The 17,156-nt window shown below is 66.5% G+C and carries 11 protein-coding genes; 3 read left to right on the forward strand and 8 right to left on the reverse strand.

Annotated elements, in window-relative coordinates:
• Nucleotides 1-35: 35 nt before the first annotated feature.
• From VAE54_RS01360 to VAE54_RS01385, 6 genes are all read right to left on the reverse strand, one after another.
• Nucleotides 36-323 (reverse strand): GYD domain-containing protein, encoded by a 288-nt coding sequence (locus tag VAE54_RS01360; RefSeq protein WP_322800131.1) that lies wholly within the window; start codon nt 321-323, stop codon nt 36-38.
• A 63-nt stretch (nt 324-386) separates the two neighbouring features.
• The gene (locus tag VAE54_RS01365) at nt 387-1,721 is read right to left on the reverse strand and encodes a hypothetical protein (RefSeq protein ID WP_322800132.1); all 1,335 of its coding nucleotides are present in this window, start codon (nt 1,719-1,721) and stop codon (nt 387-389) included.
• A gap of 24 nt (nt 1,722-1,745) precedes the next feature.
• A complete protein-coding gene (locus tag VAE54_RS01370) occupies nt 1,746-2,702 on the reverse strand; it encodes a hypothetical protein (protein WP_322800133.1) in 957 nt (318 codons plus the stop codon).
• A 573-nt stretch (nt 2,703-3,275) separates the two neighbouring features.
• Nucleotides 3,276-3,626, reverse strand: a complete 351-nt coding sequence (locus VAE54_RS01375) for a response regulator (protein ID WP_322800134.1) — start codon at nt 3,624-3,626, stop codon at nt 3,276-3,278.
• Nucleotides 3,627-3,761: 135 nt separating this feature from the next.
• Entirely contained in the window at nt 3,762-6,257 is a 2,496-nt protein-coding gene (lon, locus tag VAE54_RS01380; protein WP_416223753.1) for an endopeptidase La, read from the reverse strand.
• 113 nt (nt 6,258-6,370) lie between these two features.
• Complete coding sequence (locus VAE54_RS01385) at nt 6,371-6,820, reverse strand: Hsp20/alpha crystallin family protein (RefSeq protein ID WP_322800136.1); 450 nt, start codon at nt 6,818-6,820, stop codon at nt 6,371-6,373.
• A gap of 249 nt (nt 6,821-7,069) precedes the next feature.
• Here VAE54_RS01385 and VAE54_RS01390 point away from each other — a divergent pair, with 249 nt between their 5' ends.
• Together VAE54_RS01390 and VAE54_RS01395 are read left to right on the forward strand one after the other, a co-directional pair.
• Nucleotides 7,070-7,408, forward strand: coding sequence for a tRNA-binding protein (locus tag VAE54_RS01390; protein WP_322800137.1), 339 nt, complete (start codon nt 7,070-7,072; stop codon nt 7,406-7,408).
• 79 nt (nt 7,409-7,487) lie between these two features.
• Entirely contained in the window at nt 7,488-8,756 is a 1,269-nt protein-coding gene (locus tag VAE54_RS01395) for an aspartate aminotransferase family protein (protein WP_322800138.1), read from the forward strand.
• A gap of 128 nt (nt 8,757-8,884) precedes the next feature.
• On the opposite strand, the gene VAE54_RS01400 is transcribed toward VAE54_RS01395, so the two are convergent.
• Nucleotides 8,885-10,384, reverse strand: a complete 1,500-nt coding sequence (locus VAE54_RS01400; RefSeq protein WP_322800139.1) for a CCA tRNA nucleotidyltransferase — start codon at nt 10,382-10,384, stop codon at nt 8,885-8,887.
• A 164-nt stretch (nt 10,385-10,548) separates the two neighbouring features.
• Here VAE54_RS01400 and VAE54_RS01405 point away from each other — a divergent pair, with 164 nt between their 5' ends.
• Nucleotides 10,549-12,999 (forward strand): lamin tail domain-containing protein, encoded by a 2,451-nt coding sequence (locus VAE54_RS01405; protein WP_322800140.1) that lies wholly within the window; start codon nt 10,549-10,551, stop codon nt 12,997-12,999.
• A gap of 480 nt (nt 13,000-13,479) precedes the next feature.
• Here the strand turns inward: VAE54_RS01405 and smc are convergent, their stop codons facing one another.
• Complete coding sequence (gene smc / locus VAE54_RS01410; protein ID WP_322800141.1) at nt 13,480-17,064, reverse strand: chromosome segregation protein SMC; 3,585 nt, start codon at nt 17,062-17,064, stop codon at nt 13,480-13,482.
• Nucleotides 17,065-17,156: the final 92 nt, after the last annotated feature.

Here is a 17,156-nt window from a genome sequence, read left to right on the forward strand (position 1 = left end):
CTCCGCGAGGGGGCCAGCGACGCCCGCTCGCGCAGCTATCCTTTCACCCGGCGGATGAACTCCTCAATGGGGATGGCCGGCAGCGTCATGATCTTCACGCTGCCCCGGGAGGCCAGCTCCACCGAGACCCGGGCCACCGTCTCGTTGTCCGGCGCCTCCACAATGTTGACGAAATCATAGGGTCCCAGCACCGCATACTGAGCCAGGACCTTCACTCCCATCGCCTCGACTTCGCGATTCACCTCCAGGATGCGCTCGGGGCGCTCCTTAATGGTCTCCGCGCCCTCATCGGTCAGGGTGCTGAGCATAATATAGATCGCCATGGCCGCCTCCCCTTTTTTGAGCCTATGCTCGAGTGGGAAATCGGATCGCCTTCCCTCTTCAGCTCAGCGGATCTGAAAGCGCTCCTTTCCGATCCGCAGAACGACCGGGCCCGGGGTGGATAAGGCGAACCGCAATTCGAATCCCAGGTTTCGGCCCGCCGGGATCATCCAGGGAAGCGCCGGGGAAGCCTCCATCAGCGGCACCGGCTGGCCCTCCGGCCCGATCAGTTCCACCTCCGTTGCCTCCAGTGTCACCGGTTGATCGCCTGGATTCCCGATCCCTCCCCGGATGACCAGCGCCTGCTCCTCGGGCATCCACTGGGCGCTCTGGATCTGGATCTGGAGCAGGGCTTCCGGCTCCGGCGTCGGGGTGGGGCGAGGGAGCTCAAACTCCACCTCCACCGGAGCGGTTCGCCCCGGAAATGGATTGAACTGCCAGACCAGAACTCCCTCTGCGCTGTTGCGAGGAACGAGATAGGCGACCTGCCCGCTCACCGTTCCGCCCGGGGCGATCCGGCCGGATGGAACCGGGACGCCCTCCAGCGGGGTGGGCTGATATCGTCGCCCGGCGACATCGACCAGATTCATCTCAAAGCGCTCGAGCGCCAGAGGCTCTCCCCCCGTATGGACGATCTCGAACCGGAGCACCACCCCCACAAAATCCGCAGGGATCCCGGGCCCGTTCCAGCGCGGATCCGCGCTTTCCAGCGTCAAACGGATCGATCCCACCTGCACCGGGAGGCCGATCGGAACCCGCCCAGCGGTTAGGAGCTCAGAGGACCCTTCCGGAAGCGGGGAGGCCGTCACCGCCCATCGCGGCTCCCCACCCACCAGCAACAGCGTAAGCCCTGGGCGGTGCTGGGAGAGGATTGCCGTATCCTCAGGCCGCACCTGTTGCCGGCCGGAGACCTGAAATCGAAGCGCCGGTCCCGCGCTCATCTCCACCTCCACGATATCGCCCTCCCGCAATCCCTCGATCAGACGCCGGGTTTCCAGACGATCGGGCAGGCCGAACACCAGATTCGCGAACGTTCCTTCCATCCAGTAAGCCGTATCGCTCCGCCCGCGTGGAACCGGCCAGCTTCCCCCTCGCACGGCGAGGGGAGCCACCCGGAAGGTTACCTCCTTCACCCGAATCCGAAGCGGAAATGGGAAGGAAGGAGTCCCCATCCCTCCGACCGGCGATGGCAAAGCCGGTTGCGCGGCGCGAACCAGCAGAACAAGGCCGGCGATGAACAGAACCAGCCCTATCCCCCCCATGCTCGCGCTGGCCAGCAGCACCGGGCGAAGGGTCGGAGGGATCTGCTCCCAGCGCCCTCGCGCCTGTTCCCGCCAGCGGGAGAGGAGGATCCGAACCCTCCTCTCGAACTCCGACGGCTTTCCCTCCGGCTCAATCATCCCACCCTCCAGCAAATCCGGGGATCAGGGCAGGCGCGTCGGCATAGAGATCGGGTTCAACCGAACAGTCACCACCCCGCCGTTCTCCACCGAACGAACAATGCCCAGATAAGGGATCACCAGACGCACGCGGCCTTCCGCGAATCCGTGGAGGATCACCCGCCCTGCTTCATCGGTGGTCCCACGAGCGATCACCTGTCCTCCCCGGAGGCTGATCAGCCATGCCGGCAGATCCACGACTCCCTCCCCGGGATCCGGCGCGCCGTTGCCATTGGCATCGTAATAGACCTCCACCGTCACCTCGATTCGTTGCCCGGCCGGCGTGGGAGCAGGCGTTAACGCCTGGACCCGCAGGCGTATGGGCGTGGGAGTGGCGGTCGGGATCGGGGTGAACGTAGGGAACGGCGTGGCGGTGGGCGGCGGGGGAATTTCTATGATCGGCCGCGGGGTGCGGGTCGGCGTGGGGGTGGGGGTCGGCGGCAAGCCGACCGTGCATTGCAAGCTGTAACCGGAGCCATAGACGATCCCCCGCCCCCCCTGCCCGACCAGCACATACATCCAGCCCTCCCATGTCACCGTGACCGTCACCCGGCTCCGGAGCTCCCCGGCCCGCGGATCCACATCGTCGTTGCCCGCGATCCCGTTCCGGTTCGCATCGTAGATGATCATGTTCGTGTCCGTCCCCGGGGTGAGATCCAGGGTCTCGCAGGTCACCACCATCCCCGGCTTCACCCAGAGCTTGAAGAAATCATTGTCCTCCGTCCCGGGAACCAGCGGGACGAAGTTCAGGCCCGTATATTTCACCCCGAGGCCGATCAGCGTGGCGTGATCGAAATCATAGTTCGGCTCGAACGCATCGGGGGTCCCCGCCGGGGTCGCCGTGGGCAGCGGCGTGGGCGTGGCGGTCGGGGGTGGTGTGCCGGTCGGTGTCGGCGTCAACGTGGGGGTAGGAGTCGCTGTCCCCAGCGTTTGCGCTGTCAAAGTATAAGTGTCCGTGACAGAGGATAAGTTCTGAACTTGTAAGTAAACAATCGCATTTGAAGACTGAAACCATCGAAGATGCGCCGTTGGGCCACTGCTCCAGCAAGGCACATTGCGAATCCCTTCTTCCTCACAAACGAAAAGCTGATTCCCATTAAAATCTTGTAAAGAGATTCCTACCCTCAACATGGAAGTCGAAGGGACAGTAACAGTGATCAAATATACATTCCCACCCACATACGCAATTTTGAAATAATCTATATCTCCAGGCGTCAGCGTTTCATTACAATTCGCGGGATTAGCTAAAGTCCCAACGTTGATAGATTGGGTTGTCGTGATATAATTATTGTCCGGTTCACCGACACAGGCGGATTGAGCATACACGGAAGGATTTGGAGAGAGGCTCGGATAAACCCCCAGAAGAAGGATCAGGATACCTGCCCCTGCAGCGCCGATCAGCCATCGAGTTCTCATCCCGGACCTCCACTCCATGGATTCCTGGGAGATGCGGAGCCCCCCGCGAAGCCGCGGCTTTCCAGCGGCCTGTTGGATTCTTGAACCCTCCCGGTTCGCTCAGCCCAGCTTCCGGATGCGCTGGATCAATTCTTCCATGGGAAACGGCTTTAATAAAAACGCATCCGCCCCTGCGGCCCGCGCAGCCGTTTCCTGATCATCCCCGGAAACCACAATCACCCGCACCCCTCTGAGGTCTGGGTCTTCCCGCAACGAACGCAATAGCCCGGGCGCTCTCGTCTTCCCCAGATAGAAGTCCATCACGACCACGTTCGGCCGGGCTTCCCGGATGCAATCCAGGGCCTGTTCGGGGGATGGGCAGATTACCGCCGCATAGCCCTCGAATTCCAGCAGGGTGGCCAACATCCGGGCCATCTGAGGGTCATCCTCGATGATCATGACGGTCGCCATAGGCAGCGCATCCAACCAGGGCGGGAGAGATGTTCCCGGGGGCCGGGGGGTGAGGTCCAAGGACCCCTCCCCCGGCCCCTCCCCGAAACGGGGAGGGGGGATTTTTAGGCTCCCCCTTCCCTCCGTGGGTCCGGATTATCGGGAGGAGCGCCCCGTTTTCGCTTTCGCCGGCGCGCGGGAGCGCCGCGCTCCGTCTTTGGAGACGGCCCGGGCGCTTTCCCGACGGTCTTGCAAGGCCACCTGCAGGGCCTCCTCGATGGTCTCCACCAGCACGAACTGCATCGCCTGGCGGACGTCCTCGGGGACGTCCTCCAGATCCTTCTCGTTCCGCTTCGGAAGGATCACGGTGCGCAAACCCACCCGGTGGGCGGCCAGCACCTTCTCCTTGATCCCTCCCACGGGCAGCACCTTCCCCCGCAGGGTGATCTCCCCGGTCATCCCCACATCCGGCCGCACCGGGCGCTCGGTGAGCAGGGAGACGAGGGCGGTGACGATGGTGATGCCCGCCGAGGGGCCATCCTTGGGCACGGCGCCCGCCGGCACGTGAATGTGGATATCGCTCTGCTCGAAGAACCGTTCCGGGATCCCGTAATCCTTCGCGTGGGCCCGCACGTAGCTCAAGGCCGCCTGGGCGGACTCCCGCATGACCTCCCCCAGGGAGCCGGTGAGGACAAACCCCTTGCTCCCCGGCATCCGCGTCGCTTCAATAAAGAGCACATCGCCCCCCGTCGGCGTCCACGCCAGCCCGATGGCTACCCCCGGGACCTCCACCCGCTGGGTGATCTCCTCCTCGGTGAACAGCGGCTTGCCCAGATAGCGGGGGACATCCTCCGCGTCCACCAGGGCGGCTTCTGTGGCGCCTTCAGCGATGCGGGTGGCCACCTTGCGGCAGACCCGTCCGATGGCCCGCTCCAGGTTCCGGACTCCCGCCTCGCGGGTGTATTCCCGGATGATGCGGCGCACCGCCGCTTCGGTGAAGGTGATCTCCCCGGGCAACAGGCCGTTCTCCCGCAGCTGCCGCGGGATCAGATAGCCCATCGCGATGTGGAACTTCTCTGTCTCCGTGTAGCCCGGGATGAAGATGATCTCCATTCGATCCCGAAGGGGCGCGGGGATGGTGTCCAGCTGGTTGGCGGTGCAGATGAAGAGCACCTGGGAGAGATCAAAAGGCACATCGAGATAATGATCCCGGAACTCTCGGTTCTGCTCGGGATCCAGCACCTCCAGCAACGCCGAAGCGGGATCGCCCCGCCAGTCCGCCCCGATCTTATCCACCTCGTCCAGCATGAAGACCGGGTTGCGGGATTCCACCCGGCGCAGCGCCTGGATGATGCGCCCGGGCATGGCCCCCACGTAGGTCCGGCGGAAGCCGCGGATCTCCGCCTCGTCGCGGATGCCGCCCAGGGCGATGCGGGTGAACTTGCGCCCCATCGCGCGGGCGATCGATTGACCCAGGGAGGTTTTCCCTACCCCCGGCGGTCCCACGAAGCAGAGGATAGCCCCCTCGCGGGCCCGGCGGATGTAGTCCCGGGTTTCCAGCTCCTCCAGCTGCGCTGCCCGTTCCTGTTTCAACTTGCGCACCGCCAGATACTCCAGGATCCGCTCCTTGACATCCTGGAGGCCGTAGTGATCCTCATCCAGGACTTTACGGGCGTGGGCGACATCCAGGTTGTCGGGGGTCGTCTTGTTCCAGGGGAGGCTGACCATCCAGTCCAGATAAGTGCGAATTACGCCGTATTCGGCGGAGGCGGGGGGCAGCTTGGCCATGCGCTCCAGCTCCCGCAGAGCCTCCCGTCGGGCTTCCGGCGGCATCCCGGCTTCCTCGATCTTCCGCCGGAACTCCTCGACCTCCATCTGGTGCTCATCGGCCTCGCCCAGCTCCCGGCGGATCGCCTCCAGCTGCTGGCGGAGGAAGAACTCCCGCTGCATTTTCTCCACCTGGGCCTGGGCCTCCGACTGGATCTTGCGGCCCAGCTCCAGGACCTCGATCTCGCGGGTCAGGAGGGCGATGAGCTTATGCAGCTTCGCGGCCACGTCGTCCAGCTCCAGGATCTCCTGAGCCTCCTGGAGGGACATCCGGAGATATGTGGCCACCGCATAGGCCAGCTGCTTCGGATCCTCCACCGCCATCGCCATCGACCCCAGCTGATCCGGGAGGCCGGGGATCAGCTCCACCATGCGGGCGAAGAGCTCGGCGGTCTTGCGGCGAAGGGCTTCCAGCTCTGGACCCGGGGTCATGGTCTCCGGGTGGCGCTCCACGCGGGCCTTCAGGTAGGGCTGGGTGGCCGTGTATTCCGTGATGCGGATCCGCTCCAGGCCCAGGACCAGGATCCGCATCGTGCCGTCGGGCATCCGGAGCAGACGCTGGATGAGGGCCAGCGTGCCCACCGTGTAACAGTCCTCGGGCATGGGCTCTTCCAGCTCCGGCCGCTTACTGGCCACCAACCCGATCAGCTTCCTGCCCAGGACGGCATCATCGATCAGCCGGATGGACCGGGGCTGCCCGATGGCCAGAGGGACCACGGTCAGCGGGTAAACCACCACGCCCCGCAGGGGAAGGATGGGCAGCTCCTCCGGGATCTCCACCGCGGGCTCCGCCTGGCCCCGCCCGGCCTCCGGCTGGATCCCCATCGGGGGGATTTCTTCGCCTTCCTCGCCCAGGAAATAGCCTTCCCAATCGAGCCCAAACGGTCGCATCCCCATTGCGATCATCCTCATTCCGCTTCGAATGACCGGTTGAGCGCTCACGAGTTTGGCTCCGATCGGATCTGCAGACGCCGCGGCGTCCGCACCGTAATGGTCAGCGGCGGCTTCTTGGGAAGCGTCACAATCAGGAAGCCGTCGCGATAGGTCGCCTGGGCCGCCTCCGCATCCAGAGCCCAGGGGAGATAGACTTCCACATGGAATTCCCCGTAATGGATCTCCAGTTGATGATAGGCGACCTTGGGGGTGGGATCGTGCCGGTAGCCGCTGATCACCAGCCAGCGATCGTGCAGCGCCACCATCACGTCCTCAGGGCGCAACCCGGCGATCTCCACCCGCACCACCACGGCCTCATCGGTTTCATAGACATCCGTGGGGGGACGCCAGGCGTTCCCATGGCGCAACAGCCATCGCTGACGGGTCAGGATATCCTGAAGGAGGCGCTCCATCTGGGATTCGAACCGATCGAAGGCTCGCTCGAACTCATCCATGGAAAGCGCTCCGCTGCCGGCTCTCGGATCTTTTTAGGGGCCTTCCCGATCACTCTGATTGTAACACATTTCCCCGCCGCCTTTCGCATCGATGTCCCCTATCCCCCAGGGCTTTTCGAAGATCTTACCCATCCCGACAGGAGGTGGGGGGACACCCCCCACAGCCCCCCGGCAGGGGGCTTTTGCCCCCTGCACCCACTTATAGAACATTGTAAATCTCAAGTCAGACCAATGAACCCGGAGGCTCCCATGGCCCTCATCACCTTTGAGGACTTCCTGAAAGTCGACATGCGGGTGGGGCGCATCCTCCGCGCCGAGCCGCATCCGCGGGCGCGCAAGCCTTCGATCCGGCTCTGGATTGACTTCGGCCCCGAGATCGGCGTGCGGACCAGCAGCGCCGCGCTGGCGGATCGCTACCGGCCGGAGGAGCTGGTCGGGACGCTGGTGATCGCGGTGGTGAACTTCCCTCCCAAAAACGTGGCCGGCTTCAACTCCGAAGTGCTGGTCCTGGGCGTTCCCGACGAGGCCGGCCGGGTGGTTCTTCTGCGGCCCGATGCCGAGGTTCCCTTAGGCGGCCGCGTGTTCTAACATAGAGACCGGAGAGTGGGGATGGGGCGCCCCCGGTCCCCTACCCCGCCCTCGAGCTCTCCATCCGCCGGAGGTTCCCATGTCGGCCAAAGCCCATCTCTCCCCCGTATGGCTGCGCATCTTCGAGCTCGAAGTCGCCCATGGCGAAGGCGTCTATCTTTACGCGACCGACGGTCGGCGCTATCTGGATTTCACCAGCGGGATCGGGGTGACCAACACCGGCCACTGCCATCCGAAGGTGGTGGCCGCGATCCAGGAACAGGCAGCCCGCCTGCTCCACGGTCAGATCAACATCGTCATCCACCGTCCTGTGCTGGAGCTGGTGGAGGAGCTGCTCACCATTGTCCCCGCCCCGCTGGACACCTTCTTCTTCGCGAACAGCGGCGCGGAGGCGGTCGAGGCGGCGGTGAAGCTGGCCCGCTACGCCACCGGGAGGCCGAACATCATTGTCTTCCAGGGCAGCTTCCATGGGCGGACCCACATGGCCATGGCCCTGACCACCAGTAAGACGATCTATCGGGCCGGGTATCAGCCGTTGCCCGCCGGCGTCTACGTCGCGCCCTATCCATACGCCTATCGCTATGGCTGGGATGAGGAGACCACGCTTCGCTTCTGCCTTCGGGAGCTGGATCTCCTCCTCAAATCCCAGACGGCCCCGGAGGAGACAGCGGCCATCCTGGTGGAGCCCATCCTGGGCGAGGGCGGCTACGTGGTCCCCCCGCGGGGCTTTCTAACCGCCCTGCGGGAGCGGTGCGATCATTATGGGATCCTGCTGATCGCCGATGAGGTCCAGACCGGCTTCGGGCGGACCGGGCGCTTCTTCGCGGTGGAGCATGAGGGAGTGGCGCCGGACATCCTGATCATGGCCAAGGGGATCGCCTCCGGGCTTCCGCTGTCGGGGATCGCGGCGCGGGCGGATCTGATGGCCCGCTGGAAACCCGGCGCCCACGGCGGGACCTTCGGGGCCAACGCCGTCGCATGCGCGGCGGCCGTGGCGACGATCCGGGTGATGAAAGAGGAGAAGCTCCCGGAGAACGCGGCGGCCCGGGGAACGGAGCTGCTGGAAGGCCTGCGCCGGCTGGCCCCCCGCTTCCCCGCCATCGGGGATGTGCGCGGGCGCGGCCTGATGGTGGGCGTAGAGTTCACCCGCAATGGCGAGCCGGATACCGCACTGGCGAAGGCGGTCCAGGCCGCATGTTTCCGCCGCGGCCTGCTCCTGCTCACCTGCGGAACCTACGACAACGTCATCCGCTGGATCCCGCCCCTCATCGTGACCGCCGGGCAGATCCAGGAAGGGCTCCATATCTTTGAAGAGGCCCTGGGGGAAGCTATGGAAGCCGCTGTGTAACGGCAGGACAAGCTGCCGGGCTGGAAGGCTGTCTATATGAACCTGGATGTTCCCCCGGGAAGCTTCAGGGGGTCGGGCCGGTCGTTTTCAGCGACCCGCCCGACCCCCTGATAAAGCGCCACAGACCCTCACCTCCGGGGCTCCGGCGCCCCGGCTTCATCGATCAGGCGTCGAGCGAGGGCGAGGGCTTCCTCCCGCGTGGTGATCTCGCCCGCCGCCTGGGCCTCGCGGATCGCCTCCAGAATACGGCCGATCTGCGGGCCCTCCGGCACCCCCATGGCCAGAAGATCCTCCCCTCGAACCAGGGGAACCGGCCGGACGAACCGCTCCGGCGCCTCGAAAAAGGCCCGCCACAGAGCCCGCGCGGTCTCCAGTCGGGGGGTCCAGACCGCATCGGTCAGGGTCGGACCCCAGACCGCCAGGGTATCCGCCAGGGCCAGCAGGGCCAGATCCACACCTCGCTCCCCCACCTCCCGGAAAAACCGATAGATCGCCCGCGGCGTGAGCCGTCCCCGCGCCAGCCCGTGCGGCCACATGTGATGGCGGACCATCACCTCGACCTCCTCGATCTCATCATTGCTGAAGCGGAGGGCCTCCAGGCGATGGGCGGCCCATTCCGCCCCCACCCGTTCATGGCTGATGAACCGCACCCGCCCATCCGGCTCCACCGTCCGGGTCGCCGGTTTCCCGATATCGTGCAGCAACGCGGCCAGCAACAACAAGGCCCGGCGGGGGTGATCGATCGCCACTTCTTCCTCCCAGCGAGCGACAAAGCGCTCCCACCATGGAGCCATCGCGGCCTCGATCTCCGCCCATCGCGGCGGGAGATCATACCATTCGGGCGACGCCATCCGGCTTCCCAGCAACCGTTCCATCGCGGCAACCGTCCGCAGCGTGTGCTCATAGACGTCCCACACGTGGGGTGGGCTCTGACCCACACCGCGCAGATTCGCCACCTCGGGCAGCACCTCGGGGAGGATCCCCAGGGTTTCCATCCGCCGCAGGCTGCGGACGACGGGGGGGATCATCAGGATTTTGACCAGCTCCTCCCGCACCCGCTCCGGGGCGACCCGGGCCAGCCCGGGGAGCGCTTCCTGGAGCGCCTGCTCCGTCTCCGTCGTCATCCGCAGCCCGAACTCCGCTTCGAAGCGGACCGCCCGGAGGATCCGGACGGGGTCCTGATGGAAGGCATCCGGGGCGCAGAGGCGCAACCGCCCAGCCTGCAGGTCCTCCATCCCCCTCAAGGGATCGAAAGGAACAAACGGCCCCGCGCCGAGGAATGCATCGAGGTCGACCATCATGGCATTGATGGTGAAATCGCGGCGCCGGAGATCCTCCTCCCAGGAGGCACCCTCCCGTCGGGTGAGGTCGACATAGAACCGGCGGCCCTCGGGGCTTCGCCAGACCACCCGTCCGAACTCCCGCCGGGCGTCGAGGATGTAGAAGAACCCGCCGATCCGATCGGCCAGGGCGCGGGCCAGGCGCAAGGCCGGGCCGACCACCACCACATCGAAATCGTTCGGCTCCCGGCCGATCAGACGATCCCGCACCGCCCCACCGACCACCCGGGCCTCATAGAGGCTTTCGTCCAGCAGGCGCTTCAGCGGCTCCAGCAGCGCTCGGGGCATGCGCAACTCCGGCCATGGGAAGAGCTACGCTGTCGATTTTACCCCAGGGGGATAGGAAGACCGGGTGAAGCGCCTTCGATGCTCCGTCCACTCCCACGCCTCATGGGAAAACCGGCCGCTATCATCCTCATGGACACCCTTCAGCCCCAGCATCCGGAGGAGCCATGCCTCGAATCTCACGCCTGATCCTGACGGCGCTTCTGGGCCTCAGCGGGATGATCCTGCTCGCTCTGCTCCCCCCGGTCATCCAGCGCTCCCAGGCGGAAACCCCGGGGGTATGGATCACAGCGGTCCATCCCGATGGCGTATTTTCCGGCGAGCCGGATGAAGCCGTCCAGCTGACCGCCTTCGGACCCGGGCCTGTGGATCTGAGCGGATGGAGCCTGCGCGACCGCCTGACGGGGACCGGAGGGTTGCGGTTCCCCTCGGGGTTCACCATCGCCCCGGGGGCGTCGATCTGGGTGGCTCACCACGCGCTTTCCTTCACACTGGCCTTCGGGCATCCACCGGACGCCGCCGTCTTCACCGACGGCCTGGAGACCGTGCGCCCGGTGAGCGGGGTGTGGCCCGGCTTCGCCAATTCCGGCGATGAGGTGGCGCTTCGGGATTCCACCGGGGCGCTGGTCGACGCGGTGCTTTACGGCGAAGGATACACGGAAACCATCGGATGGCACGGTCCTCTGGTTCGAGCTTACAGCATCCCGGGAACCCGGAGTGAAGGCCGGATCCTGTTCCGTCGCTTCGATCCTTCTACAGGGCTTCCCATCGACACGGATACCGCGGACGACTGGGCCAGCGATGCCCGGGATCCATGGCAGGGGCGCCGGGTCCGCTTCCCGGGATGGGCGCCGGAACGCTATGAACGGCCGCTGCGGATCACCGGGACGATCCCGATGACGCTCATCGTGGCTCCCGATCACGCCTTCGAGGCCGTCGCCGCCTGGATCGACGGCGCCCGGGTTTCCATCCGCGGGGAGATGTTCACCTTTGAGCATCCTCGGCTGGCCGAGCGGCTGGCCGCGGCCGCGCGGCGGGGCGTCTCCGTCACCATGCTCCTGGAAGGGACGCCCCCTGGTGGGATCACGGACGATGAGCGCTACGCCTGCCGGCTTCTGCGCGAGGCGGGCGGCCAGTGCCTGATCATGCGGAACGCGCCGGCGGCGATCCCGCCCGCGATGCGCCGCTACGCTTACGCCCACGCCAAGTTCCTGGTCCGGGATGACCAGGGAGTGCTGATCGGGACAGAGAACCTGAGCCCCCGGGCCATGCCGGATGATCCGAAGGGGGATGGAACGGAGGGTCAGCGGGGCGTGCTGGTGGCGTTCGAATCCCCTGAGGCCGCCGCCTTTCTGAACGAACTGTTCCGCCGGGACACGGATCCGATCTTCCGGGATGTGGCGCCGCTGACGGAAAATCCCCCGCCGACCTACACTCCGCCCATCACCCTGGGCGGAAGCGCTTACCCGGTCCGTTTCCCGGAACCGATCCCGATCATCGCAACGGATCTCGCCCTCATCATCGGTCCGGAGGGGATGCTGAATCTGAATGTCGGCCTGTGGCCGCTGCTCCGGGAAGCGGGCGCGGGAGATCGAATCGAAGCCCAGCAGCTGACCATGCCGGCGTGGTGGGGGCCGGGCGCCGCCGATCCGGCCAGCGCGCCCATCATCTCCCCCAATCTCTACCTCACCGCGCTGATCGAGGCGGCGGATCGCGGCGCATCGGTGCGCCTGCTGCTGGATCGCTTTTACGATGATCCCACAGCGTCCCGCAACAACGCGGCGACGATCGCGTGGATCGAAACCCTGCGAACGCTTCGGCCGACCCTTTCCGATACCCTCCAGGCGCGCCTGGGGAACCCGGGCGGGCGAGGCCTGCATAACAAGATGACCCTCATCCGCCTTCGAGGGGAGCCCTATATCCTCCTGAGCTCGGCCAACGGCACCGAGACCTCTCACAAGCTGAACCGGGAGCTAACGCTTCTCTTCCGATCGGAGGAAGGGTTCGCCGCCCTGAGCGAGCTGTTCCGCTTCGACTGGGAGCTCGCCCGGCCCAAGGTGTATCTCCCCCTGGTCTTTCAGGGCTACCGGCCGCCCCACCTGCTGATCAGCGAGGTGCTGGTCAATGCCTTGGGGGTCGATCCGAACGAAGAGTGGGTGGAACTGTATCATCCGGGCGGCGCCCCGCTGGATCTCTCAGGCTACGGGATCGGCGACGCGGCGGCCCCGGGGGACTACGAAGGGATGTATCGCTTTCCCGCCGGCACCGTCCTCGGGCCCGGGCAGGTCATCGTGGTGGCCGTGTCCGCCCAGGCGTTCTCCGCCCGCTATGGGGTTCTCCCGAACTTCGAGCTGGCGGGGACGGATCCGCGGGTCCCGGATCTCATCCCGGATCCCGGCTGGGGGCGGGGCTCGTGGAACCTGAACAACACCCAGGATGAGGTCGTTCTGATCGGCCCGGAGGGGGAAATCGATCGGGTGGAATGGGGAAGCGCGCCGCGTTGCCCCGCCCCACCCCGGGGCCAGAGCCTGGAGCGCTTCCCGGCGAACCGGGATATGGACACATGCGCCGACTGGCGGATCCAGGCGTTCCCATCGCCCGGCATGGTCCCTCGCTGAAGGAAGAAAACCCCTGGACCCAGGCCGAGCGGTGTAGATTTCCAGCAATAGAAAGCGCGAGCTTTCTCTGGATGATCCACCCGCGAGGAGCCGCGCAGGCTATACAGGCTATAGTGGAAGGAGAAAGCGGCTTCCCACCGGAAACATTTGGGGCAGAGGGGGATGTCTTCGGCGCGCCAACCCTTCGGGATGAGCTCAGGAGGCTCGAGATGCGAGGGGTTACGGTTGCGTCAGGCCAGGACCCAGCTCTCCCGCCTGCTGGAGGACGTGCAACGAGGGGAGGTGATGATCATCGCCCGGGGCCGCACCCCGATCGCCCGGCTGGTGCCTTATGAAGAAGCGAACCGACGCCCGCTGGGATTCGTGCCCGGCCGGCTGGACGAGGCTTTCTTCGAACCACTACCCGAAGAGGAGCTTGCAAAATGGGAAGCCAAGCGGGAATCGAAGTCACCTTGTCCGGCCCCCGAGGGAGAGCCGCCCTCATTTCGCCATCATCCTCTCCGCCTCCTCCAGGCGGAGGCTGAGGACCTGCGAGGTGCCATCCGGCCGCAAGGTCACGCCATACAGGACGTCGGCGGCCTCCACGGTGCCCCGGTTGTGGGTGATGAGGATGAACTGGGTCCGCCCGGAGAGCCGGCGGATCATCTCCCGGAACCGCCCGATGTTCGCCTCGTCCAGCGCCGCGTCCGCCTCGTCCAGGACCACAAAGGGCGAAGGGCGGACTTTCAGGAGGGCGAAGATGAGAGCAGTAGCGGTCAGGGCCTTTTCTCCCCCGGAGAGCATCGTCAGGCTCTGGGTTCGCTTCCCGGGAACCCGCACGAAGATCTCCACCCCTGCCTGATCCCAGCTCTCCGCCTCGGTGAGCGTCAGGCGGGCGTTGCCGCCTCCGAACAGCTCAACGAACGTCTCCTTGAAGGCGCGCCCCACGGCCCGGAAGGTTTCCATAAACGCCTGCTGCATCTGCTGGTCCAGCGCCGTGACGGTCTGCTGAAAGGAGGCCGCCGCCGCCTCCAGATCCGCGACCTGGGCTGTGAGGAACGCATGGCGTTCCTGCAACGCAGCGTATTCAGACGCCGCCTCCGGGTTGATCGGCCCCAGGCGTCGCAACGCCTGACGGAGGGAGTCCACCTGCGCTTCCAGCGCCTCCAGCGGCTCCGCCGCGTCGGCCTCCCGGATCCATGCCTCCAGATCCATCTCCGAGTCATCGAGGTGACGCCACTCCTCCCGGAGGGCCTGTTCAAAGGCGTGGACCTCCCCCTCCCAGCGCACGACTTCCAGTCGGGCGGCGTGGACTTGCTCCTCCAGCGACCGGCCGGCTTCCCGGAGCTGCTCTACCTCTTTCCACGCCGCTTCGAACTCTGATTCGGCTTTCAGGAGCGCCGCCATCGCCTGGGCCCGCTGCGCTTCCGTATCCTGCAGGCGGGCGGCAAGCTCCTGGCGCAGACGCTGCAACGGCTCCCGCTCCGCCTCCAGCGCCGCGCGCATGGCATCGTCCGCTTCCATCGAGCGCATCGCCTCCTCCGCCTCCACCGCCCGCAGGGCCTCTTCATGCTGGGCGATCCGCTCCTCCACCCGACGGCGCTGCTCCTCCAGCCACCGTTCCTCCGCCTGCAGACGGGACAGGTCCGCCTCGATCCGCTCAAGGCCCAGCGCGGCGATCGCCCCGTCGATCTCCTCCCGCGCCGCCTCCAGCGCCCGCTGTTCTTCCTGGAGCGATCCCATGCGGCGTCCCAGCTCCTCATATTCCGCCTCCATCTGCGCCCGTTGCGGATCCCCTGCCGCGATCTCGTGTTCCAGCGACGACAGCGATCGGGCGATGTCCTGAAGCTCCTCCTCCAGCGCATAGATCCGACGCTGCAGCTCCTCCTGACGGGCCCGGGCGGCCCGATACGCTTCCTCCAGAGCCGCCCACTCCTCATGGACCTGTTTCCAGCGGGCCAGGCTCGCCTGGAGGGCCTCTTCGGCCTGACGGGATGCCTGTCGGGCGGCTTCGAGCTGTTCTGGAAGCGACCGCCACGCCCGCTCCTGGGCCAGCCACACCACCTCAGGAGCCGTGTATCGGCCGATCCACAGGATCCCCTTCCCCCCGATCCGCTCGCCATCCCGGGTGAGGATCTGCGCCACGCGGGGCAGCCGGGGCCAGAGGGCGACCGCCTGCTCCCAGGTATCCGTCAGCCAGATCCCTTCCAGATGGCGCTCCAGCCAGGCCTGCAGACGGGGCTCCCGCGCTCGCAGGATCGCCATCGCCGGGCGGGCCGGAAGGGCCGGCCTGCCCGCAGGGAAAGCGATCCCCTCCCCAATGCGCCCGCGAATCCGGGGCCTCCGCTCGAAGCGCAGCGCCTCCAGGACCACCACCGGGAGGCTGCGGCGAACCCGGGGGCGGATGCACTCCAGGGCCGCTGCGTCCCGGACCACCAGGGCCTGGAGGAGCGGCCCCAGGATCGCGGCCGCGGCCGTCTCCCAGCCGGGCTCGATCTCCAGGAAGTCGATCAAGCGCCCCATCACCCCGGGGAGGCCCGCGGAAAGCAGGGCCTGCAGATCCGCGTTCCCCCCTTCCGGTTCCTCTCGATGGCGAAGAACGTTCTCCAGGTAAGCCTGCCAGTAATCCTGCTGAGCCCGGGCCTGAGCGGCCGCCTCCCGGGCCCGTTCCACTTCCGCCTCGACTTCGTCCAGCTGAAGGCGGATCCGGGCGCGCTGGCGCTCCATCTCCTCCAGGGCGGACGATACGGCGCGCAGCTCCTCACGGATCCGCTCCCGCTCCCGAAGCCGATCCATCTGCTCCTGGATCTTGCGGGCGTGCAGCGCCCTTTGCTGGGCGGCCCGCTTTTCCCGCTCCGCGAGGGATTCCTCCAGCGCGGCCCGGCGACGAGCGATCCGGGCGGCCTCTGCCTCCCGCTGGCGCAGGGCCTCCTGAAGCTCCGCGCGTTGCCGGCGGAGGTCTTCCGCGCGCCCGCGCCGCTCCTCGTAGAGGGCCTCCAGGGCGTGCCGCCGCTCCTGGAGAGCCCGGAGCTGGCTTTCGAGCGCTTCCCGTTCCGTCTCCAGCGTCTCGCGCATAGAGGCCAGGGCGCGGCGACGGGCCTGGAGGGCTTCGTATTGCTCCCGACGGGCTTTCTCCTGTTCCACGATCGCCTGAAGTCCCTCCTCCACGGCCTGCAGCTGCTCCTGGATCGCGGCGGCTTCCTGCTGGAGCTTTTCCCGCATGGCTTCCAGCTCGGCCATGGTCGCCTGCAGACGGCGGATCCGCTCCCGGATCGCCAGGGCATGCTGTTCCGCGAGGGCCTGGCGGTCCTGATGCTGGGCCCGTTCGGCCTCCACCTCCGCCAGCGCCCGGCGGGCGGCCTCCAGGCTTTCCCGGAGCCGGGCCATCCGGCGGGCGGCCCAGCGACGCCACTGTTCTTTGAGCTGAGAGCGGAGCGCCTCATACTGGCGGGCCCGTTCCGCCTGGCGGCGGAGGCTGTTCATCCGCGGGGTGATCTCCGCGAGCAGATCGCGGATCCGGGCCAGGTTCTGCCGGGTGGCCTCCAGGCGCCGCAACGCCTCCTCCCGCTTCATCCGGTAGAGGGCGATCCCCGCCGCCTCCTCGAACAACGCCCGGCGCTCCTCCGGCCGCATCCGGAGCACCTCATCCACCACCCCCTGCCCGATCACCGTGTAAGTCCGCCGGGCCAGGGGAGTGGACCCCAGGAGCTCCTGGATGTCCCGCAGGCGCACCCGGTTCCCGTTCAGAAAGTATTCGCCTTCTCCATCCCGGTAGACCCGGCGGGTGAGGGCGATCTCTGCGAATTCCAGCGGGAGCTCGCCGTCGGTGTTATCGAAGATCAGGGTGACCTCCGCCATCCCGGCGCGGGGTCGCTGATCGCTGCCCGCGAAAATCAGATCCTCCCCCCGCCGGACCCGGAGGGTGGAGAGGCTCTGCTCCCCGAGGACCCAGCGGATGGCCTCCGCGATGTTGCTTTTGCCGCTCCCGTTGGGGCCCACGATCGCCGTCACCTGCCCCGGGAACTCGAGGCGGGTGGGATCGGCGAAGCTCTTGAAGCCGTGCAGCTCGATCGCCTGGAGTCGCACCGAATCCCTCCCTCCATGGACTTGCAGATCCTGAAACGAGTTTTAATTATAGTGAAAAAGGACGCCGCTGACCCTTTCATCAGGACGTTCAG

The sequence above is a fragment of the Thermoflexus sp. genome, from assembly GCF_034432235.1.
GTDB lineage: Bacteria > Chloroflexota > Anaerolineae > Thermoflexales > Thermoflexaceae > Thermoflexus.

What these genes read in the sequence shown, in the direction of transcription:
- VAE54_RS01360 (WP_322800131.1), bottom strand. Translation starts at nt 323, where the DNA reads ATGGCGATCTATATTATGCTCAGCACCCTGACCGATGAGGGCGCGGAG.
- VAE54_RS01365 (WP_322800132.1), bottom strand. Translation starts at nt 1,721, where the DNA reads ATGATTGAGCCGGAGGGAAAGCCGTCGGAGTTCGAGAGGAGGGTTCGG.
- VAE54_RS01375 (WP_322800134.1), bottom strand. Translation starts at nt 3,626, where the DNA reads ATGGCGACCGTCATGATCATCGAGGATGACCCTCAGATGGCCCGGATG.
- lon (WP_416223753.1), bottom strand. Translation starts at nt 6,257, where the DNA reads ATGGGGATCCAGCCGGAGGCCGGGCGGGGCCAGGCGGAGCCCGCGGTG.
- VAE54_RS01385 (WP_322800136.1), bottom strand. Translation starts at nt 6,820, where the DNA reads ATGGATGAGTTCGAGCGAGCCTTCGATCGGTTCGAATCCCAGATGGAG.
- VAE54_RS01390 (WP_322800137.1), top strand. Translation starts at nt 7,070, where the DNA reads ATGGCCCTCATCACCTTTGAGGACTTCCTGAAAGTCGACATGCGGGTG.
- VAE54_RS01395 (WP_322800138.1), top strand. Translation starts at nt 7,488, where the DNA reads ATGTCGGCCAAAGCCCATCTCTCCCCCGTATGGCTGCGCATCTTCGAG.
- VAE54_RS01400 (WP_322800139.1), bottom strand. Translation starts at nt 10,384, where the DNA reads ATGCCCCGAGCGCTGCTGGAGCCGCTGAAGCGCCTGCTGGACGAAAGC.
- VAE54_RS01405 (WP_322800140.1), top strand. Translation starts at nt 10,549, where the DNA reads ATGCCTCGAATCTCACGCCTGATCCTGACGGCGCTTCTGGGCCTCAGC.